The organism is Dysgonomonas termitidis, from assembly GCF_054657735.1.
The window spans coordinates 2079349-2101512 of sequence record NZ_BAAHYD010000002.1; the positions used below are offsets into that span (position 1 = coordinate 2079349).

Below are 22164 nucleotides of genomic sequence, written 5' to 3' on the forward strand. Positions count from 1 at the left end.
GCAACTTAAATTAATTATATGAAAGCAATATTATTAATGGTTCTCTTTTTATCAGGCATGACCGTGCGTGCTGATGACTTCAGGCTCCAGAGCGGCGATCTGATCTTTCAGGAAGATTGCGCAAATGGAACTGATAATACGATAAAAGCAGTTACCGCCAGTATCGGTGATTACCGGTTTACGCATGTCGGTATCGTTTATATCGATGATAATGACAGTGTCTATGTAATCGAAGCTACTCGTCCCAAAGTCGCAAAGACACCTCTGAATGATTATCTGCATCCCGAGGGAAAAGATTGTTATCCCAAATCGGTCGTAGGACGGCTGAAAGAAGAATACAGTGCCTGTATTCCCGCCGCGTTGAATGAGGGGTTAACCCTTATCGGCAAAGATTATGATGACGGATTTATCTTAGGTAATGATAAGTATTATTGTTCAGAACTTATTTATGATATCTTGTTGAAAGCAAATAATGGCATTCCCGTATTCGCGTTAAATACGATGACTTTCAAATCGCCCGATACAGGCGAAATAACGAAAGGCTGGAAGGAGTATTTCGGAAAGTATAATTTACCGGTTCCCGAAGGTGAACCGGGTATAAATCCGGGAGCTATGTCAAGCTCGGATGTGATCGATATCGTTCATTACTATTAAAGAAAAAGGCTGTGGCAGAAATTCTGATCACAGCCTTTTTACAAACCTATATACATTTACTCTCCTATTTTTTTGTAATATTTCGGCGTATATTCCGGGAAGAGTTCCGGATGGAATATATACGCCATATCTTTCAATATATAATCCGGATGGATGGGCAAATCCTCATAATAACCCGAATATGCTGTATTGCATCCGTATATATTTTTTTCTTTAAATGCCTTGAAATGGGAATATGGCTTATATTCTTTCTCCAGGCTTTGATATGTCATATCTTCAGGCCAGTTATATTTGATTATCCAGAAATCCGCTTCACCCGCCTTGTCTAATACCGATTCGAATGCCAGTGGCATATAAGTTGTCGAGTTGTCATCAGACCAGCAATACGATGCTCCCGAATCGGATAGCATATTTGCCATAAAGCTTTTTCCTCCGGGCATGTTCCATTTGTTCTGATAACGCATATCCGTAAATACGGAAGGACGGTTTGCCGTTCCGGCCACGGCATCTTTAACAGCATTATAATTCTTTTCGGTAATGGCAAAAAGCGAATCGGCCAATTGCTCCTTCCCGATAAATAAGGAATAGTAGCGTATCCATTCGGCACGTCCAAGCGGATGCGATTCTGTATAATCGGTTGTTTCCAGAATGGGGATTCCTGTTTTTTCTATACTTCCGTATGTCCAGCCTTGTATCGGAGTGGCAAATATGGCATCAGGACTGAGCATGATCAATCTCTCTGTGTCAGGTTTACTGGCCATCCCCAGATCGGCGATTGCCCCGCTCTTTACACCATCCTGTATATTGGATAGCTTTATATACTGAGGTTCACACACACCCTTTATCAGATTTACCGCATCCAGTTCGTTCAGGGTAGAACAATGGATGGTGGAGTATGTCGCTACTGTTTCCAAAGGTATTCTTACAATTGTACCTTTGGGAAGGTTTGCCGGTAAATCTTTATTCTTTGCCACAAGGACATATGTTTGCAGCATGCGCGTGGTGTCCCAGGGATCACGCACCGACACGGTGGTATATCCATCATACTTTTTTACCTGAAAGCCTTTGGCATAATAGACAGTATATCCCGTTTGCGGCTTAATATTATCCTGTCCGGCAGGCTTAGGTTTATCGCAGCCCGCCAGGATGAGGATAATAGAAAAGAGTAGTGTGATATTTAGGAATTTCATATTCTATATTATCATTTTACACCTGTAATGAAATATGCTCCCATAGGGTTGATACCTCCGGTACCAAAACCAGTCTTATATGTACCGTCGGCAGAAAAGATATACATATCTCCATTGGTAGAGTAGTCACTTGTAGCAATATATATGTCGCCGTTCGTAGGATTTACTGTAACATTATATGTTTTCGACAGATCAACATTGCCAGGTGCAGTCACAAAGGATTTCTCATTTACTGTGTTTGTTTTCAGATCTAATGATCTCAAGCTAACAACCCTACTTCCGGTATCCCATGATTCACTTACTAAAAATAATTTATCATTATCTTTATTCAAGGCCATTTTATTGGCAATACCTGTACCTAAAGTTGTTAATTTTCCTGTTGATGGCTCATACTTTTGAAGGGCTGATTTTATATTGCCATAATTGCCAAATGATATAATATATACATTTCCATCCTTATCACTTGTTATGTTTGCCGGATTTTGAACCACATCAATTGTTTTGACAGTGAAGCTTTCAAGGTCAATTTCTGAAACAGTTGTTCCATCTCCGTATCCGGAGTTTGCAACATAGAGTTTCTTTTTGGCTATTGTTAATTCTTCCGGGTATGTACCTACTTGTACTTTTTTTGTAATAGTCATACTTGTTGTATCTATCTGAGCAACATATCCATCGAAAAGACTTATGTATACTTTCCCGTCATAAGCAACGCCTTCACGAGGTTTTTGAGGCTGATTCGATTCATTTAGAGGTTCGATAATCTTTAACAACTTGCTGGCTAAATTTGTAACATATATTTTGTTTGACCCTGATGCCAGAATATACATTTTATGACCATAAATGACCATATCGTTCCCTGTATCTCCTATTTTTAGTTCATCATTTTGATTCTCAAACATTTTCTCAGTAAATACTCCTGTGTCGGAACTGTAATAGCCCATTGTTGCATTGTTTTTACCACTGCTTCCCGAGTTGAGAATATACACCCCTGCAGAGGTAATTTCTGGAGCTACCCATGAAGGTGTGATATTATCATCATCAGAATCACAAGAAACAAAGGCAAAAGCCAACATAGAGAGTAACATTCCTTTTACTAAAAACTTTTTCATTTCTATTTTTTATTTAAATGTTTAAAATTTGAACCCGCCGGTTATTTTAAATGATCGCCCCGGCATGGGGTAATATGCGATTATATCATAATTTTCGTTCCAGATATTCAACAGGTTGCCTTGCAGATAACAGTCATAACCTTTTATTCTTAGCTTTTTATATAGGGAGATACTATGGTCGGAGTATCCGTCGATACGGTTATCCTTAATATTCTGTATATTAAAATAACGCTTGTTTGCTGCAACAACAGAGTATGAAAAATTTACCCATGGATTATTGAAGCCTACCGTTATCGCTCCCGAATGTTTTGGGGTGTATTGTATCTGGTTTTTGTATGTTTTGCTGTTATTGGGGTCAGTCATATCCAGCGCTTCCATATAGCTGTATGAGCCGCTGATATCCACATCCATTTTGTCGCACAGTGAGATGTTTGTCGCCAGTTTCAGATCCATACCTTTTATCCGTACTTTTCCCAGATTAGTGCTACTTGCCATAAAGGGATATGGTATTATGATAATTTTATCCCTCACATTATTATAATACACGTCTAAAGATGCATTCACGTAATTGAGAACGTCGGAAATGCTACCTACCCATGTTGCACCCATATTGAATTGGCGTGCCAGTTCGGGATTTAGCTTCTTCGATATAGAAGAATAGTATAATTCGGTGAAAGTCGGTACACGAAACAATTCTTTATATGACACCCTGAAACGCAGATTTGTTGCATCGAAAGGCTGATACGAAGCGCTGATTGTAGGTGTCAGTCTCTTATAAGTGTTATTGTCGCTATTGTTCTTCACCTCTTCTGATATATATGTTGCCAGCAGGCTTGCAGTGGCAGTAAATTGTTTAATGTCATATTTTGCTGCTATCCCGGTAAGTGAGTTATACCGCTTAGGGTAGGGAAGGTTGTCCGCAAAGGTAGCCATGTCGTTATTGAGCGTATTATAGCTCAGATCTTCTGCCAAAGAAGCCGAAAAGTTATTGTTTATCGTATATAACAATGCATTGGAAAGGTATATTTCATGCTGCTTGTAACGATTCGTTTTCCTGTCGCTCAGTTCTTCTATTACATATCGTGTAAACGTATAGTCATATTTGGCTTGTGATCTGAATTTGAGCTTAGGGCTGAATGTAGTATTGTACATCATCTGGGTAAAAAAATTCTTATCCCAGAGACGCTCGGCCGCATAATCGTTTGCGATAGTTACGTTTCCGGGCAATCCACGTTCCGAATCAAAATAATAGACTTTAGTGCGTAGATCACCGGATTTACCGAAATTATTGAAGATATTTATTTCTGTTCTGAAGATATCCACATCGCTGTTCTTTCTTTTACGGTCAGGTAACAGTTTATCGTCTTCCTGTTTGAAAGGATAATTACCATCGGCACGTTGCCAGCTCCCGTTAGCTGATATGGCAAAAGAATTGCTTATTTTATGCGAATAATCGAGGACAGGATTGAATAACCCGAACGAGCCTGTTGTTATTCTTGTTTTACCCTCGTGGTTATGCTCATTAAACGAAGGAATAGCTGTTTGCAGATTAAGTACTCCGGCAGAACCCAGTACCCTTGCTGTTTGAAATATATCATCTGACTGACTTATGCTGAGCGATACGGCAGATATGTTATCCAAAGCAAATCGGCCTATATCCACCTGTCCGGATAGTACGTTACTGACAGTGATTCCATCATAACTGATCGCTGTATGTTCCGCTCCCATTCCCCGTATAGCAACTGTTTTTAGTCCGCCGATACCTCCATAATCTTTGAGTACGACACCATTAAAGCGGCGTACAACGTCAGATACCGATTGCAATCCTTGCTCTGTAATAGACTCTGTAGTAATGACTTGAAGCGGTGTCGTTGAGCGGGCAGCCGAGGGTTTTATATGTGCAGATACTTCTACCTCCGATAGTTTTTGTGTCTTGATACTATCATTTGTTTGGGCCAGTAAGGATGTACAAGCTAAAGAACAAAAAAATAAAAAGGTAGAAAATAAAATTCTCATCTATGCAAAATATATCTTTTAGTATAATTGCAGCATCCGATAAGAACAAAGAAAAAGAAAGGTAGTTGGATTTCTTTTACGCATGTTTCTTAAGCCTTATTCCTCGAAAGCTGTCGAAAATATTACTTTGCAGGTCTTCTGACTCGCTCTTGTTCATATCACCTTCCCGTTTTGCAACAGTGGTATTTTGATACAAACATTCCCAGAGCTTACAGCAGCGGGTCTGTTCAGGATTTACACCTGATTCCCTTTTCATCCTTAATGGAACAAAGTAGCGCAAAGATACACAATATTATAGAAGATTTACTTTTTTGAGATAATTATTTGTAAAGAGTATCATCGTGCTTACCAAGAATAAGGAAGAGCAGAGATGAAAAATAAGTAAAGCGGGTGAATGAAAGGTGCTACAAATTCGTCGCCTATAACTTATAACTCATAAGTAAAATTCGTATATTTGCGCCTTGTTGAAAATAAAATATATATTATAATAGCATTATGCCACATATTTCGCAGCGAGGAATAGAAATGCCGAATTCTCCCATCAGGAAATTGGCTCCATTGTCCGACTCGGCTAAAGCCAGGGGTTTGAAAGTATATCATCTGAATATCGGACAGCCCGATCTACCTACTCCCGAAGAAGCGCTTGAAGCGATACGCAATATCGACCGCACTATACTGGAGTATAGTCCCAGCGACGGATACCGTTCTTACCGTGAGAAACTGGTTGGTTATTATGCAAAGTATAATATAAATGTATCGGCTGACGATATAATTATTACTACCGGAGGGTCGGAAGCTGTATTGTTCGCATTTCTGGCCTGCCTCAATCCGGGTGACGAAATTATTGTTCCGGAGCCTGCTTATGCCAATTATATGGCCTTTGCCGTATCAGCCGGAGCCATTATCCGCACAGTATCCTCTTCTATTGAAGAAGGGTTTGCTTTGCCGCCAATTGAAAAGTTCGAAGAACTGATAAATGAGCGTACAAAAGGAATTATGATATGTAATCCGAATAACCCGACAGGATATTTATATTCGCGTGCCGAGATGAATCAGATAAAGCATCTGGTGCAGAAGCATGATCTTTATTTATTTTCGGATGAGGTATACCGTGAGTTTATTTACACCAATTCACCATATATTTCGGCTTGTCACCTTGTCGGTATCGAGGATAATGTGGTGCTGATAGATTCGGTTTCGAAGAGATACAGTGAGTGCGGTATCCGTATCGGTGCATTGATTACTAAAAATAAGGAATTACGCAAGACCCTTATGAAATTCTGTCAGGCGCGCCTGAGTCCTCCGCTTATCGGCCAGATTGCGGCAGAGGCATCTTTGGATGCAAGTCCTGATTATCTTCGTGATACCTACGATGAATATGTGGAAAGACGTAAGTTCCTTATCGACCGCCTGAACCGTATACCGGGAGTATATTCACCTATCCCTATGGGTGCATTTTATACCGTTGCACGCCTTCCGGTAGATGATGCCGACGAATTTTGCGCGTGGTGCCTGTCCGATTTTGAGTACGAAGGACAGACTGTTTTTATGGCTCCCGCTTCAGGTTTTTATACAACACCGGGATTGGGAAAAAATGAAGTACGCATAGCCTATGTACTCAATAAAGAAGATCTGGGAAATGCGCTTACAGTATTAGAAAAAGCATTGGAAACCTATAATGCGCTGAAAAATAAATGAAAAGAAAGCTTGTATTCGCTACAAACAACGCTCATAAACTGGAAGAGGTTAGGGAGGTTGTAAAAGATAAATTTGAAATACTCAGCCTTAAAGATATTGGTTGCCACGAAGATATAGCCGAACCGGGCGAGACCCTGGAAGAAAATGCTTTGATAAAAGCCCGCTATGTGAAAGAGAAATACGGTTACGACAGTTTCGGTGATGACACGGGGCTTGAAGTTGAAGCCTTGAATGGTGCGCCGGGCGTGTATTCGGCCCGTTATGCCGGAGATGGGCATGATGCTAAAGCCAATATTAAAAAACTTCTGGCTAATCTGGATGGCGTTACAAATCGTAAAGCCCGTTTCAGATCTGTTATAGCATTGATTCTGGATGGAAAGGAATATCTTTTTGACGGGAAAATCGACGGTGAAATAATCTCAGAAGAAAAAGGTACTGCCGGATTTGGTTATGATCCGGTGTTTATGCCCGACGGATACACAGCGACATTTGCCGAATTAGGAAGCGATGTTAAAAATAATATAAGCCACCGTGCACTGGCTGTGAAAGCTTTGTGTAGTTTTTTGGAAGGTATCTGATTTTATAAGTACAGCCTGCAAGGACGATTTCCTTTTGTTTATGCATATTGTTTTCGTTAGAGATGAAAACCTTTATTTTTTTGAATAACAGCACTAAATTGCAGTCTTTGAATTTTTAATGATTTAAAATAGCACATCAGATATTTATTTTGTACTTTTGCAGCGCGAAAGCGAAACACATATGAAAATCAACTTAATAACTTATATAAATCATACATTTTAAAAAACAATGGCTTTAAAATTTATGACTGCTGAAGAGGCAGCCGCACTTATCAACAACAACGACAATGTGGGATTTAGCGGTTTTACGCATGCAGGATGTCCCAAAGTAGTACCCGGATTTATTGCAAAACGCGCCGAAGAAGAACATGCAAAGGGCAACCCTTTCAAAATAAATGTGTTCACCGGAGCATCTACAGGAGATAAGTTAGACGGGGTCTTAACCAGGGCGAAAGCTATTAACTTCCGGGCACCTTATCAGACAAACAAAAGCATGCGCGAAGCAATCAATAACGGAGAAATCAAATATTGCGATTTGCACCTTTCCACTATGGCTCAGGATATCCGTTACGGGTACTACGGAAAAGTAGACTACGCCATCGTAGAAGCATGTGAAGTTACAGAGAACGGTGAAATAGTCCCTACATGTGGTGTCGGTATCTCTCCTACAGTAAGCCGTCTGGCAAAAAAAGTCATTGTAGAACTAAATGAATGGAATCCGAGGGCAATGCGTGGAATGCACGATATTCCCGAACCTCAGGACCCGCCTACACGTGAAGATATTCCGGTATACGGTGTACATGACCGCGTAGGTAAAGACCATATAAAAGTAGATCCTGATAAAATAATCGTTGTAAGAACCAACGAACCGAATGAAGGCAGCGGCTTTGCTCCCGTAGATGAAGTAACTGCGAAAATCGGAGAAAATGTAGCTAATTTCTTTATTAAGGAAATGGCGGAAGGCCGTATGCCGAAAACATTCCTGCCTGTACAGTCGGGTGTGGGCAATATAGCGAATGCTGTGCTAGCAGCCATGGGCGAAAGCAAGGAAATTCCTGATTTTGATGTTTATACCGAGGTTATCCAGGATGCCGTTATAGGGCTGATGGAATCGGGACGTGTTAAATTTGCAAGCGGCTGTTCATTGACAGTAAGTAATCCTTGCATCGAGCATATATACCAGAATCTGGACTTTTTCAAAGAAAGGATCGTGTTGCGTCCATCCGAATATTCAAACAATCCCGAAGTAGTCCGCCGTCTGGGGGTTATTGCCATCAATACAGCTATTGAAGCGGATATCTACGGTAATATTAACTCAACCCATGTGATGGGTACCAAGATGATGAACGGTATCGGAGGTTCCGGAGACTTTACCCGTAGTGCATACGTGTCTATATTTGTAACGCCATCTGTTGCAAAAGACGGAAAGATAAGTTCTTTTGTGCCGATGGTTGCGCATCAGGATCATAGCGAACACTCCGTGAAAGTAATCATTTCGGAGTATGGTGTGGCCGACCTTCGTGGCAAATGCCCTGAAGAGCGTGCACAGGAAATCATCAATAAATGTGTGCATCCGGATTATCGCCCTCTATTGCAGGAGTATATCAAGAATGCTCCTAAGGGGCAAACAAGATTCGATATGTATAATGCTTTCGCTTTTCACGAAGCATTCCAGGAAACAGGCGATATGAAAAACGTTACCTGGAGAAAACCAAAGAACGCTTAACACATATATATTAAACATTATAACTGAGAAAACCTTTCGATTGTCAATCGAAAGGTTTTTCTTTGTAATAAATTTGAAATCTTTGAATTTGCAATCTTGAAATTTTCATAATGACAGTTCTCTACGAAGATAACCATATCATAATTGTCAATAAGACTGTATCGGAAATCGTACAGGGGGATAAGACGGGCGATAAGCCACTTTCGGAAATCGTAAAAGAATACCTGAAAGAAAAGTACAATAAGCCGGGGAACGTTTTTTGTGGTGTTACCCACCGCCTCGACCGTCCTACGAGCGGGATCGTGGTCTTTGCCAAGACAAGCAAGGCTTTATCCCGCCTGAATGATATGTTCAAGAATAAGGAAATAAGTAAAACTTATTGGGCTATTGTAAAGAATACCCCCAAGCAGCCGGAGGGGACATTGAAGCATTACCTGGTACGGAATGAAAAACAGAATAAGTCATATGCTTATGATACTGAGAAGCCGGATTCTAAACAGGCTATACTGCATTATAAACTAATCGCCCGTTCAGATAAATACAGCTTACTCGAAATAGATCTGGAAACAGGCCGCCATCATCAGATACGTTGCCAGCTGGCAAAAATCGGCAGCCCGATAAAAGGGGATTTGAAGTACGGTGCGGAGCGTTCCAACCCCGATGGCGGTATCAGCCTGCATGCACGTAAGATATCCTTTATTCATCCGGTATCGAAAGAATTAATCGAAGTTACTGCACCTGTGCCGGAAGATAATTTGTGGCAGGCTTTTGGCGGAATATAAGTCTCTCGCAAATGTGTAAAATAAGGTATATAGGAAAAATGGAAAACAGAATAAGATTAGTAAGTAATGTGAATCAGTAATTAAATACAAAAGAAAAATCTCACGCAAAGACGCAAAGGCGCAAAGAAAGCTTTTGAATAAAAAAATAAAAGTATTATTCGCTTTTATTTGATTCCAACTCTATTCTTTGTTTTTCGAAAGTTATTTTCAATATTTTTCTTTGCGCCTTTGCGTGAGATAAAAAAATTTAAGAACATGAGTGAAAATGAAATATCAAAACATATTGTAGATATTGCATATTGTATACATTCTGAATTAGGGCCGGGTTTGTTAGAGCCTGTTTATGAAGAAATAATGTATTATGAATTGAATATACTGGATTTGAAAGTAGAAAGACAAAAAACTATTCCTGTATTCTGGGACGAATTGAAAATGGATATTGGTTTCCGGGCAGATTTAATTATAGAAGATAAGGTTATCATTGAGTTGAAATCTGTTGAAAAAATATCACCTGTTCATCCCAAACAACTGTTTACATATTTAAAAATAACAGATATTAAGTTGGGACTACTAATCAATTTTAATGAACCCTTTATAAAAAACGGAATAACAAGAATTGTAAATAACCTATAAAAATATACTATACAAAGATAGTAAGCAATACCATTGAAGATACTATTTTTGTGTATTCGTGCCTTTGTGAGAAATAAAATACTAAATATGAAAATTATAGACCTAATATCATCAGCTTTAAGCATCAAAGCTTCACAAATCGAAAAAACAATAGGTTTGCTGGATTCGGGCGCGACTATCCCTTTTATCAGCCGTTACCGGAAAGAAGTAACCGGAGGACTGGACGAGGTTCAGATAGGAGCGATAAAAGAACAGAATGATAAGTTCAATGAACTTGTAAAGCGTCGCGAAACAATCCTGAAATCGATAGAGGAACAGGAGAAGCTTACGCCTGAACTGAAAATGCGTATCGAAAACTGTTGGAACGGCCCGGAACTCGAAGATATCTACCTTCCTTATAAACCCAAGCGCCAGACGCGGGCCGAAATAGCCCGTAAGAAGGGATTGGAGCCACTGGCTAAATTGATTATGGCGCAACACCCGGTGGATGTGGAAGGGAAAGCCCTCTCATATGTAAAAGGTGATGTAAAAGATACGAAAGAAGCTATTGCCGGGGCATGTGATATCATAGCCGAATGGATAAATGAAGATGAATATGCCCGTAATGCTATCCGTAACCTTTTTGAACGGGAGGCAGTTATTACTGCTAAGGTAGTGAAGGGGAAAGAAGAGGAAGGTGACAAATACCGCGATTATTTCGATTTTTCCGAAAAACTGGGCAAGGCTTCATCTCACCGCATACTGGCAATACGTCGAGGGGAGTCGGAAGGTTTTCTCCGTGTAAACATTGCACCGGATGAAGATACGGCACTGGAAAGGCTGGACAAGCGTTTTATAAAAGGAGATAACGATAATGAAGCCACTAACTATGTGGCCGATGCCATAGAAGACTCATACAAACGATTGTTGAAGCCGTCGATAGAAACGGAGTTTTCAGCTTTATCGAAACAAAAGGCGGATGAGGAGGCCATACGTGTATTCATTGAAAATCTGCGTCAGCTTTTGCTTGCGCCGCCATTGGGACAAAAGAGGGTGTTGGGTATCGATCCGGGATACCGTACAGGATGCAAACTTGTATGTCTCGATGCGGAAGGAAACCTGTTGCATAATGAGACAATTTATCCGCATCCACCGCAAAATGAAACGTCCAAGGCCGGTAATAAAGTGGTGAAACTGGTGTCTACATATAATATCGATGCTATTGCTATCGGGAATGGTACTGCTAGTCGCGAAACGGAGCGTTTTATTACCAATCTCCGTTACGAAAAGGAGGTGAAGGTATTCGTTGTAAGTGAGAATGGGGCATCCATCTATTCTGCTTCCAAGATCGCCCGTGAAGAATTTCCGGATTATGATGTGACGGTCAGGGGAGCGGTATCTATCGGCCGTCGCCTGATGGACCCGTTGGCCGAATTGGTGAAGATAGATCCGAAATCGATCGGAGTAGGGCAATACCAGCATGATGTAGACCAGGCAAAATTGAAAAATTCCCTTGATCTCACCGTCGAAAGTTGTGTAAATCTCGTTGGTGTAAATGTAAATACCGCAAGTAAACACCTGTTGACTTACGTCTCAGGTTTAGGTCCTGTGTTAGCGCAGAATATTGTTGATTATCGCGCGGCACACGGTGCCTTCAAGTCCCGCAAAGAACTGATGAAAGTAGCCCGGATGGGAGAGAAGGCTTTTGAACAGTGCGCAGGCTTCCTTCGTATTGCCGAAGCTGGGAACCCGTTGGATAATTCTGCTGTACATCCTGAAAGTTACCATGTGGTAGAGAAGATGGCTAAAGATCTGAAGTGTACTGTTTCAGAACTGATACAGAACAAGGAATTGAAAAAAACGCTCGACCTCAAGTCGTATATAACGGATACAGTAGGATTGCCTACGCTGAACGATATAATGCAAGAACTGGATAAACCCGGACGTGACCCGCGTAAAGGCATCAGGATGTTTGAATTCGATCCCAATATCCGTACTATTAACGATCTGCGTGAAGGTATGGTTCTTCCCGGTATCGTTACCAATATCACAAACTTTGGTTGCTTTGTGGATGTGGGCATCAAAGAGAACGGGCTGGTGCATATTTCCGAAATAGCAGACCGCTTTGTTTCCGATCCTACAGAGGTGGTATCTCTTCACCAGCATGTAGAGGTAAAAGTATTGTCCGTTGATACAGCACGGAAACGGGTGCAATTATCGATGAAAAAATAAGAATCTGGTTGACTAAAAAGGAGTTACAATCAGCGTAACTCCTTTTCATTCCTTTTCCGGCTTGTATTATTAAAACTTGTATGCAATGCCTAAAGCTATATTGATACGGCTGCCGTCTTTGATTTTGTAACGGAATTCGCCGTTCAGCGCCAGATTATCGGTTAATTCATATTCGGCGCCACCGCCCAGTGAAAAAACAAAGTCACTGCTCGATGCCGATGCTCCCGATACATTAATGCCTAAAATGTCACCTAATTTGCCTAAGCCATCGATGGCCTCTCCATAAGAAGCTTTGGTGTTAATGAGTCCCAAACCCTACCGAAGGATACAGGGTAAACTTCTCGGCTACAGGAATCAGGTAATGTCCGTACACGCTGGCATCCCACATAGTTACAAAATCTTTTTTGAAAAAATAATCGAATTCCGCAGATAAACGGATCGGATCTGTTACATTGTAGAGGAATTTGGCGCCGAGGCCATAATTGGTGAAACTGTTTCCGCTCCCTATTACCAGGTTGGCACCGATAGCTTTGTCCCCTTTTTCCTGCGCTATTGTTACTGTGCTTACCGCTACCGTCATGATGATTAGCATCACCATTCTTTTGAATAGAACATTTTTCATTTGTGTAAAGAAATTAAGTGATTAATAATGAAAATCTGAACAATTATATATACATAATATATTAACTTCTGTATTTTATTTGAATAGATTTTTATGTCAAGGATTACCTGAAATCATTAGATTTCAGGGATAATACAGTTTTAAACTTCAATAGTATTGATTATTTCCATGTGTATTGTCAATTTTGTATGTTTAGTGTTATAAGGTTTAAATAATTTCTAATTTTTTGTAAGAAATTTTGCACAAATATATATGAAAAATTGATAATAAATAATTTTTGAACTGAAAAATATATTTACCGGTAAAAAAGCACTTTTACGCATGGGTAACCGGAAGATTTGTCTTCCGGTTACCGGCAAAATATTATTTAATATTTAATTTTTGTATGATAATAATTATTTCAACTTGAATACAATAGGCATTGTAAAGTAAACGGGAACGGCAACTCCGTTATTCTTGCCCGGTATCCATCTGGGCATGCCTTTCAGTACCCTTATGGCTTCCTTGTCGCAAGTCGGACTGATTCCTTTCAGTAGTTGGATATCAGTGATATCTCCGGTTTTGCTTACCACGAATCTTAGAGTAACTGTTCCTTGTATTCCCATTTCCTGATCCACAACCGGATATTTGATATTATCGTATATATATTTATACATATCGGTTTGTCCACCGGGGAATTGAGGCATGAATTGAGCGCTTATGAATACTTCGGGTTCTTTAGAGGCGGCTCCACCTTGTCCGTCACCTACTACATTGGTTTCAAATTCTTTGCGTACAGCGTCTTTGTGGTCAGAACCATCGTCTTTTACTTCAAAACCACCGATTTCTCTTTTGTCTGTAGTCAGGTCACTCATATTGGCCATCTCAGTCTCATCGGGGGCATCTTCGTTCTTTACAATTGTAGGCGGGGCAAATTTTTGCATCGGAAGGAATTTTGGAGGTTCCGGTATCTCAGGTTTTATTACTTCGGGTTCCGGTAACTTGTTATCTACTTCGATCACCGATGTAGTGTATATGTCGTCTACACCACCTGTATGGTTCTTTGCACTGGCAGCATTGATCGTACTGATGATTGCCGGCAGGCAGGATACAAAAGCAGCGAATAATACCACTACGCCGAATGCGATCAGATGCCTCCTGGTAGAGGACTGGCGTAATTCAAATGCACCATATGATTTATTTTTACCTTCAAAAATAATATCACACCATTCTGCGGAATTTAAGTTAACTAAGTTTTTCATAACTGTAAGTTTTATGTGTTATTAATTATTCCCCTTTTGTACCTAATAGATATGTAAAAGCTTCAAATTCCATAAAAGGGCTTAAATTTTTTTGAAAATAATTTCGGATAGATTATTTATTTCTTGCATAGGGTGGTATAGATGAAATTTTGCATATATAATATCTGAAAACTTTATCTATATTATGAATATGTTGGTTAACTATTTGTAAATCTTCGATATATTGAAAAAATAAGAGGTTTGGATCATATCTGTTTTTTGTTACTTTTTAACTATATATAGTTAATATATGTAAACAACATATTATATAAACAGTAAAAATGTGTCAGATGTGTCTCCCGCTGGCGCGGACTTCCAGTCCGTGTCTTTTGACAGGGAAAAAATGTTTGCTACGCAACACACAGACGGGACGTCTGCGCCAGCGAGGGCAGGGCTGTTAAGTTCTGAATCCTTATATACTCTTTGTCATGTTGAACGAAGTGAAACATCTCCTAAATCGAAAGAGATCCTTCGTTCCACTCAGGATGGCAGCAGAGAATAACAGAATAAAGCGGAGAACTTAACAGCCCCTGCCCCAAGGGGGACTTACAGAGAGGGAAAAAAGGAACAGATAAAAAATAGTGGGAAAAGTGTCAAGTTTGTCAAGTTTTGTACATAAGCTATTGGCTAACGGCTATCAGCTAATAGCTAAAAAGGTGTTACTTTTTAATAGTTACGAGTTACTTCGCCCTAGGGCAGTTACGAGTTACGAGTAGACAAGGCACGAGATACAAGTTGTTAACTGATGACTGTTCACTGTTCACTGTAAAATGTGTTACATCTGTTACTTTTTAACTGTATATGGTTAATAAATGTAAAAATAATATAAGGGTAACCAAGTCTGTGCTTTGAGCCACAAAACAGACGGTTCTTTTTATTATTTTTAGTCATTATTTTTTATTTATAAATTCTTAAAATACTACATTTGTGGCTTTAATTAAAAGAACGTTTTAAATAGCGGTAGCAGAAGTAAAATTTATTTTGATTATGCCGAGTCACGCAAAACGACTATTGTAAATGAACGAAAAGTATATGTCCAATTCCGTAGTTATAATACCCACCTACAATGAGAAGGAGAATATAGAGGCTATAATCAGAGCTGTACTCGATTTGCCCCGGCTGTTCGATATTCTTATTATCGACGATGGCTCTCCCGATGGTACGTCAGGCATTGTGAAAAAGCTTCAATCCGAATTTCCGGAACGACTGAATATGATAGAGCGGGCCGGTAAATTAGGGCTAGGTACGGCATATATCGCGGGTTTTCGCTGGACACTGGAACGTTCATATGAATATGTATTTGAAATGGATGCCGATTTTTCGCATAATCCGAACGATTTATTACGCCTGTATGACGCGTGTGCGAACGATGGCGCGGATTTATCCGTAGGCTCGCGTTATTATAGCGGGGTGAATGTCGTGAACTGGCCGATGGGGCGGGTACTGATGTCTTATTTTGCGTCTAAGTATGTGCGCTTTATTACCGGAATGAAAGTGCATGATGCTACTGCTGGATTCGTATGCTATAAGCGAAACGTATTGGAAACCATCGACTTGGATAATATACGTTTCAAGGGATATGCATTTCAGGTAGAAATGAAATATACGGCTTATTGTCTGGGATTTGATATAAAAGAAGTCTCTATCGTATTTGTAAACCGGATGCTGGGAACTTCCAAAATGAATTCGGGTATCTTTGCGGAAGGAGTTTTTGGAGTATTGACGATGAGATTCAGGCAATTGTTCGGAGGCATAAAGAAGAAACAATAAATCTTGTGTATTTTTGTTCTTTATTTAATTTTAGGTGATATAAATGAAAATTATCTGCATAGGTCTTAACTATCAGACACATAATAAGGAGATGGGTCGTGCGTTGTCTGATAAGGATGATGATCCTGTTCTCTTTATGAAACCGGATACAGCTTTGCTATCAGGTGATAAGAACCGTTTTTACATACCCGATTTTTCATCGGATATTCATCACGAAACCGAACTGGTAGTTCGTATCGATAAAATGGGTAAGAATATTGCAGAACGTTTCGCTTATCGCTATTATAATGAAATAACACTAGGCATAGACTTTACGGCACGTGATATACAAGCCGGATTAAAGCAAAGAAGTCAGCCCTGGGAAATATCGAAGGCTTTTGACAATTCTGCGGCAGTAGGTAGTTTTGTCCCGAAAGAAAAGTATGGAAAAAGTATTCAGGAACTGGACTTCATGCTCAGAATAGATGATAAAGTTGTTCAGTCGGCAAATACGAATGAGATGCTTCATTCGGTGGATAAGATTATAGCTTTTGCAAGCCGCTTCTTTACATTAAAGACCGGCGACCTCATATTTACCGGTACGCCCGCAGGAGTAGGGAAAGTTGAAATCGGGAATAAACTGACAGGTATTCTGGAGGAAGATGAACTATTGGAATTACATATTTGTTAGAATAGTATGTTAAAATTTGAAATAAAAATAATAAAATCGATAAAAGATAGTTATAACTATAACTGAAGAATGTACAAACTATAAACTTCCTTAACCAAATTAATTTAATTACGTAAAATAAATAGTGGAATAAATGAAGAATTTCTTAAAAAAAGTCTTGTTGGTAAATGCTTTTGTACTCACTACATTTAGCATGGTTGCCCAAGAAGATATCAATCCGATTCTGACTGCGATGCCGTCTTTATCCATCGCTCCTGATGCCCGTGGCGGCGGTATGGGAGATGCCGGAGTAGCTACTGCGCCCGACGTATATTCGCAACACTGGAACCCTGCAAAATATGCATTTTCGCCAAGTAAGGCGGGATTTGGACTATCATATACACCCTGGTTGAGAAAAATCATCAATGATATAGCGCTGGTTTACGGGGTGGGTTATTATAAACTAGGTAATGAGAACAATCAGGCGTTAAGCGCTTCGATACGTTACTTCTCTGTAGGTAATGTCAATATTGCCAATGATGCGGGTTGGACGGGACAAACACTGAGCCCTCACGAACTGGCTGTCGATTTAGGCTATTCGCGTAAATTGACAGAAACATTTTCCGGATCGGTAACGGTACGCTATATACGTGCCGATTATTCGGGTGCGGATGAAGAAACAACTCCGGGTAATGCATGGGCTGCCGATGTAGCAGGTTATAACGAATCGTATATAAATATAGGACAATCGGAAAGCTTATTAAGCTTCGGTTTTAATATATCTAATATCGGTACTAAGATAGCGACAACAGGCGGAGACAGGGATCAGTTCCTGCCTACGAACCTGCGCTTAGGAGCTTCATTGATGTATCCGATGAACGATGTGAGTACATTGTCTTTCAGTATGGATATCAATAAGTTGCTGGTGCCTACACCTCCAGTACAGGAAGAAGGTGAAGACGTCAACGATTATAGGAAACGGATTGAAGATTATCAGAATATCAGCCCTATATCCGGTATCTTTAAATCGTTTGGGGATGCGCCCGGCGGATTTTCGGAAGAGATGAAAGAAATAATGTGGTCGCTTGGTGCAGAATATGACTATGATAATAAGTTCCGCCTTCGTACCGGTTATTTCCATGAAAACAAAATGAAGGGTAACCGTCAGTACTTGTCGTTCGGGGCAGGGTTCAAGCTGACAGCTTTCCAGCTGGATGTAGCTTATATGCTTGCTACTGCACAACAAAACCCGTTAGACCAGACACTCCGTTTCTCTTTGGCGTTCGACATTGACGGAATGAAAAATTTATTCAGATAAAACTTAATTAGCATATTAGTAAATTCGGAAATCAGCAAATAGTGCAAGCGGCTAGCAGTACACATAGTTATTGAATTTACTGATATGCTAATGTGCTAATTCTCAAATTAAATAAAATGAAGATACGTGTAGGGTTTGGGTACGATGTACATCGTTTGGCAGACAATCGTGAATTGTGGCTTGGAGGTGTGAAGATCGACCATACTCAGGGACTTATGGGACACTCCGATGCTGATGTCCTGATACATGCGATTTGTGATGCTTTGTTAGGTGCGGCAAATCTGCGCGATATAGGTTTTCACTTTCCCGATACTGCGGGAGAATATAAAGATATAGATAGCAAGATTTTACTGGCCAGAACATTAGAGGTTATAACGGAAAAAGGGTACAGGATCGGCAATATTGATGCGACTATTTGTGCCGAGCGTCCTAAGATAAATCCGCATATACCTCAGATGCAAAAGGTAATGGCAGGGATACTTGAAATCTCTGAAGAAGATATTTCTATTAAAGCTACTACATCCGAAAAAATGGGATTTGTAGGCCGTGAGGAAGGTTTTGCCGCATATGCCGTGGCTTTAATAGAAAAATAAGTGATAGTTAAACACAGTGCAAAATGAGTGTGAAACCTGTAATAGAGTTAACTGCTGACGGGTCTCACACTCTTTTTGTTCCCGGACTGAACGAACATTACCATTCGGTAAACGGGGCTATACAAGAATCTACGCATGTCTTTATAGACGCCGGATTAAAGCATTGCCGCAAAGATACAATCCATATATTCGAAGTGGGTTTCGGTACGGGACTGAATGCTTTCCTTACATTACTCGAAAATCGAAAGACAGAACGGATTATCCATTATACAACCATAGAGGCTTATCCTTTACCTGATAACATTATTAAAGATTTGAATTATCCTGAGAAATATTTATCTATAGAGCAGGAAATGTATCATAAGCTGCATAATGTGGAATGGGAAAAGGAATCGGAGATAACCGATAATTTTTTTCTTACCAAAATAAAGGCGGACTTTACACGTTTCGATTTTTCGAAAATAAAAGAAAATGCAGATATTATCTACTTTGATGCCTTTGCACCCGATAAACAGGCCGGGATGTGGACACAGGACATCTTTGATAAATTATATGCTATATCAGGCGACGGATGTATATTGGTCACCTATTGTGCCAAAGGAATAGTGCGCCGGATGATGCAACAGGCCGGCTTTACAACGGAACGGTTACCCGGGCCTCCGGGAAAACGGGAGATGTTGCGGGCGATAAAATAATTTAAAGATTTCAGTATTTAAAGATTTCAGTATTATTTTCGCCTGATTATTTATCTTTGTATCCTTTATTAATTAGAGTTATGCTACAAGCATCTTTTCTTGTAACTCGTAACTCGTAACTTGTAACTAAATTGAAAATAGGCAATATAAATTTTTCTGAAAACCCGGTGTTCCTTGCTCCTATGGAGGATGTTACCGATATGGGTTTCAGATTGATGTGTAAACGTTTTGGCGCGGATATGGTATATACCGAGTTTGTATCCAGCGACGCTCTTATACGTCATGTAAACAAAACACAGGCAAAACTAACTATCAGCGAAGAAGAACGTCCCGTAGCTATCCAGATATACGGGCGTGAAGTGGATGCGATGGTAGAGGCTGCAAAGATATGTGAAGAAGCCAGTCCCGACATACTGGATATAAATTTCGGTTGCCCTGTGAAGAAAGTGGCAGGAAAAGGTGCCGGTTCGGGCATGATGCGTACACCCGAACTGATGGTGGAGATCACCGCTGCCGTTGTAAAGGCTGTGAATATCCCCGTGACAGTGAAAACCCGCCTGGGATGGGATAACGATTCGAAGATAATTGTGGAACTGGCGGAGCAATTACAGGATACAGGTATACAGGCTTTGACATTGCATGGGCGTACTCGTGCCCAGATGTATTCAGGAGAAGCTGATTGGTCACTGATTGGTGCAGTAAAGAATAATCCACGCATGCATATCCCGATTATTGGCAATGGGGATGTAACCACTCCCGAAATCTGTAAACGGCGTTTTGATGAAACTGGTGTGGATGCCGTAATGATCGGTCGTGGCAGCATCGGTGGACCCTGGATATTCGAAGAGGTGAAACATTATCTGGCCACAGGAGAACCTATGCCAAAGAAGGAGTTTACATGGTATCTCGATGTTTTGAAGGATTTGGTACGGAAGAATATAGCCCATTCCGGCGAGAGAGGCGGGATACTACATAGTCGCCGTCATTTGGCGGGAAGTCCGGTGTTTAAGGGGATTCCCGATTTTAAGAAAATACGGGTATCTATGCTAAGAACAGATTCGGTAGATGAATTATTCTCAATAATGGATGGTATATCTATTCAATATGACGTATAATTTCGTATTTTTGTACCTCTAAAATTTAGTAGCAGATTATGGAACAAAAACTATCGGTTTACAACACACTGACCCGTACAAAAGAAGTATTCGAACCGCTTCATGCGCCTCATGTAGGAATGTATGTCTGTGGTCCTACAGTATATGGCGATCCACATTTAGGACATGCCCGCCCGGCTATAACCTTCGATATATTATTCCGCTATCTTACACATCTGGGATATAAAGTACGTTATGTACGCAATATTACCGATGTGGGGCATTTGGAAAACGATGCGGATGAAGGAGAGGATAAGATAGGAAAAAAAGCACGTCTTGAAGAGCTTGAACCGATGGAAGTGGTGCAATATTATACAAACCGTTACCACAAGGCAATGGAGATGTTGAATGTATTGCCTCCAAGCATCGAGCCCCATGCTTCCGGACACATAATAGAACAAATTGAAACGATTAAAAAAATACTGGAGAACGGTTATGCATATGAAAGTAATGGCTCTGTTTATTTCGATGTAGAGAAGTATAATAAGGACTACGATTACGGTATCCTGTCGCATCGAAACATAGAGGAGATGCTGAATACGACCCGTGAACTTGAAGGACAGGACGAGAAACGCAGTAAGGTGGACTTTGCCTTGTGGAAGAAAGCTTCACCGGAACATATTATGCGCTGGCCTTCGCCTTGGGGCATTGGTTTCCCGGGATGGCATTTGGAATGTTCTGCAATGAGTATAAAATATCTTGGTAACGAGTTTGATATACATGGTGGTGGGCTTGACCTGATGTTTCCGCACCATGAATGTGAAATTGCCCAGAATACAGCGATGGAAAAGCATCAGGTCGTAAAATATTGGATACATAACAATATGATTACAGTTGATGGGCAGAAAATGGGTAAATCGTTGGGGAACTTTATCACATTAGAAGAATTCTTCACTGGGTCACACAAATTGTTAGCACAGGCCTATTCTCCGATGACAATCCGATTCTTTATTTTACTATCTAATTATCGAAGTATTGTAAATTTTAGTAATGAAAGTCTGCAGTCTGCAGAAAAGTTATTATTTAGATTGCTTGAAGCGTATGATAATATAAAAAAGATTAACCCTCAAAATATAACATCCGATGATGTTGATATAAGTTTTTTAGAAAATAGATGTTATAGGGCTCTAAATGATGACTTAAACACTGCTGTACTAATATCCCTTTTATGTGAAGCAAGTAATTATGTATATTTAGCATTATATCAAGATGTTTTGATGACAGTAGATTCTATTGAACATTTAAAAAAAATATTTGATACTTTTTTATTTGATATATTGGGTATTCGTAATGAGGCATCCTCTGCAAATAATAACGAGGCATTCGGAAAAGCTGTAGACTTACTGCTCGATATCCGTCAAAAAGCAAAAGAAAATAAAGATTGGGCAACATCCGACCAGATAAGGAATGAATTGGCCAAAGCCGGCTTTGAAATAAAAGACGGTAAGGACGGCGCGGAATGGAAGCTGAAATGAAATCTTAGTAT

21 protein-coding genes and 1 riboswitch are annotated in these 22164 nt (G+C 40.1%); of the genes, 15 read left to right on the forward strand and 6 right to left on the reverse strand.

Annotation, left to right across the window (positions count from 1 at the left end; all coding sequences use genetic code 11):
* The first annotated feature begins 18 nt into the window (after positions 1-18).
* Positions 19-654 (forward strand): YiiX/YebB-like N1pC/P60 family cysteine hydrolase, encoded by a 636-nt coding sequence (locus ACYQ3L_RS12810; protein ID WP_380000564.1) that lies wholly within the window; start codon positions 19-21, stop codon positions 652-654.
* 56 nt (positions 655-710) lie between these two features.
* Here ACYQ3L_RS12810 and ACYQ3L_RS12815 read toward each other — a convergent pair whose 3' ends face one another.
* The 3 genes from ACYQ3L_RS12815 to ACYQ3L_RS12825 are packed head-to-tail and all read right to left on the reverse strand — an operon-like array spanning position 711 to position 4969.
* Positions 711-1844 (reverse strand): ABC transporter substrate-binding protein, encoded by a 1134-nt coding sequence (locus ACYQ3L_RS12815; protein WP_380000566.1) that lies wholly within the window; start codon positions 1842-1844, stop codon positions 711-713.
* A gap of 11 nt (positions 1845-1855) precedes the next feature.
* Positions 1856-2953, reverse strand: coding sequence for a DUF5074 domain-containing protein (locus ACYQ3L_RS12820; RefSeq protein ID WP_380000568.1), 1098 nt, complete (start codon positions 2951-2953; stop codon positions 1856-1858).
* Positions 2954-2974: 21 nt separating this feature from the next.
* Positions 2975-4969 carry a TonB-dependent receptor plug domain-containing protein gene (locus ACYQ3L_RS12825; RefSeq protein ID WP_380000570.1) on the reverse strand — a complete coding sequence of 665 codons (1995 nt, stop codon included), beginning with the start codon at positions 4967-4969 and terminating at the stop codon, positions 2975-2977.
* 111 nt (positions 4970-5080) lie between these two features.
* A riboswitch (cobalamin riboswitch) is annotated at positions 5081-5256 on the reverse strand.
* A 208-nt stretch (positions 5257-5464) separates the two neighbouring features.
* Here ACYQ3L_RS12825 and ACYQ3L_RS12830 point away from each other — a divergent pair.
* The 6 genes from ACYQ3L_RS12830 to ACYQ3L_RS12855 all read left to right on the forward strand — a co-directional run bounded on the left by ACYQ3L_RS12830 (position 5465) and on the right by ACYQ3L_RS12855 (position 12597).
* Entirely contained in the window at positions 5465-6667 is a 1203-nt protein-coding gene (locus ACYQ3L_RS12830) for a pyridoxal phosphate-dependent aminotransferase (protein ID WP_380000573.1), read from the forward strand.
* On the forward strand, positions 6664-7245 hold the full coding sequence (locus tag ACYQ3L_RS12835) for a non-canonical purine NTP diphosphatase (RefSeq protein WP_380000575.1): 582 nt from the start codon (positions 6664-6666) through the stop codon (positions 7243-7245). The genes ACYQ3L_RS12830 and ACYQ3L_RS12835 overlap by 4 nt, the downstream gene beginning before the upstream one ends.
* A gap of 229 nt (positions 7246-7474) precedes the next feature.
* Positions 7475-8971 (forward strand): butyryl-CoA:acetate CoA transferase, encoded by a 1497-nt coding sequence (locus ACYQ3L_RS12840; protein WP_380000578.1) that lies wholly within the window; start codon positions 7475-7477, stop codon positions 8969-8971.
* 110 nt (positions 8972-9081) lie between these two features.
* Positions 9082-9753, forward strand: a complete 672-nt coding sequence (locus ACYQ3L_RS12845; protein WP_380000580.1) for an RluA family pseudouridine synthase — start codon at positions 9082-9084, stop codon at positions 9751-9753.
* Positions 9754-10008: 255 nt separating this feature from the next.
* A complete protein-coding gene (locus ACYQ3L_RS12850) occupies positions 10009-10386 on the forward strand; it encodes a GxxExxY protein (protein ID WP_380000582.1) in 378 nt (125 codons plus the stop codon).
* 87 nt (positions 10387-10473) lie between these two features.
* Positions 10474-12597, forward strand: coding sequence for a Tex family protein (locus ACYQ3L_RS12855; RefSeq protein WP_380000584.1), 2124 nt, complete (start codon positions 10474-10476; stop codon positions 12595-12597).
* 69 nt (positions 12598-12666) lie between these two features.
* Here ACYQ3L_RS12855 and ACYQ3L_RS12860 read toward each other — a convergent pair whose 3' ends face one another.
* From ACYQ3L_RS12860 to ACYQ3L_RS12870, 3 genes are all read right to left on the reverse strand, one after another.
* Positions 12667-12909 carry an outer membrane beta-barrel protein gene (locus ACYQ3L_RS12860; protein WP_380000587.1) on the reverse strand — a complete coding sequence of 81 codons (243 nt, stop codon included), beginning with the start codon at positions 12907-12909 and terminating at the stop codon, positions 12667-12669.
* A complete protein-coding gene (locus ACYQ3L_RS12865; protein ID WP_380000589.1) occupies positions 12896-13219 on the reverse strand; it encodes a hypothetical protein in 324 nt (107 codons plus the stop codon). Before ACYQ3L_RS12865 ends, ACYQ3L_RS12860 begins: the two co-directional genes overlap by 14 nt.
* 395 nt (positions 13220-13614) lie before the next feature.
* Entirely contained in the window at positions 13615-14460 is an 846-nt protein-coding gene (locus tag ACYQ3L_RS12870) for an energy transducer TonB (protein ID WP_380000591.1), read from the reverse strand.
* A gap of 331 nt (positions 14461-14791) precedes the next feature.
* On the opposite strand from ACYQ3L_RS12870, the gene ACYQ3L_RS12875 reads away from it, so the two are divergent.
* The 8 genes from ACYQ3L_RS12875 to cysS all read left to right on the forward strand — a co-directional run bounded on the left by ACYQ3L_RS12875 (position 14792) and on the right by cysS (position 22153).
* The gene (locus ACYQ3L_RS12875) at positions 14792-15001 is read left to right on the forward strand and encodes a hypothetical protein (RefSeq protein ID WP_380000593.1); all 210 of its coding nucleotides are present in this window, start codon (positions 14792-14794) and stop codon (positions 14999-15001) included.
* Positions 15002-15531: 530 nt separating this feature from the next.
* Positions 15532-16269, forward strand: coding sequence for a polyprenol monophosphomannose synthase (locus ACYQ3L_RS12880; RefSeq protein ID WP_380000619.1), 738 nt, complete (start codon positions 15532-15534; stop codon positions 16267-16269).
* A gap of 43 nt (positions 16270-16312) precedes the next feature.
* On the forward strand, positions 16313-16939 hold the full coding sequence (locus ACYQ3L_RS12885; RefSeq protein WP_380000595.1) for a fumarylacetoacetate hydrolase family protein: 627 nt from the start codon (positions 16313-16315) through the stop codon (positions 16937-16939).
* Positions 16940-17072: 133 nt separating this feature from the next.
* Positions 17073-18236, forward strand: coding sequence for a type IX secretion system outer membrane channel protein PorV (porV, locus tag ACYQ3L_RS12890; RefSeq protein WP_380000597.1), 1164 nt, complete (start codon positions 17073-17075; stop codon positions 18234-18236).
* Between the two features lie 116 nt (positions 18237-18352).
* Entirely contained in the window at positions 18353-18829 is a 477-nt protein-coding gene (ispF, locus tag ACYQ3L_RS12895; protein WP_380000599.1) for a 2-C-methyl-D-erythritol 2,4-cyclodiphosphate synthase, read from the forward strand.
* A 23-nt stretch (positions 18830-18852) separates the two neighbouring features.
* Positions 18853-19524 (forward strand): tRNA (5-methylaminomethyl-2-thiouridine)(34)-methyltransferase MnmC2, encoded by a 672-nt coding sequence (gene mnmC2, locus ACYQ3L_RS12900; protein WP_380000601.1) that lies wholly within the window; start codon positions 18853-18855, stop codon positions 19522-19524.
* A 131-nt stretch (positions 19525-19655) separates the two neighbouring features.
* Entirely contained in the window at positions 19656-20639 is a 984-nt protein-coding gene (dusB, locus tag ACYQ3L_RS12905; protein ID WP_380000603.1) for a tRNA dihydrouridine synthase DusB, read from the forward strand.
* Positions 20640-20677: 38 nt separating this feature from the next.
* A complete protein-coding gene (cysS, locus tag ACYQ3L_RS12910) occupies positions 20678-22153 on the forward strand; it encodes a cysteine--tRNA ligase (protein ID WP_380000605.1) in 1476 nt (491 codons plus the stop codon).
* Positions 22154-22164: the final 11 nt, after the last annotated feature.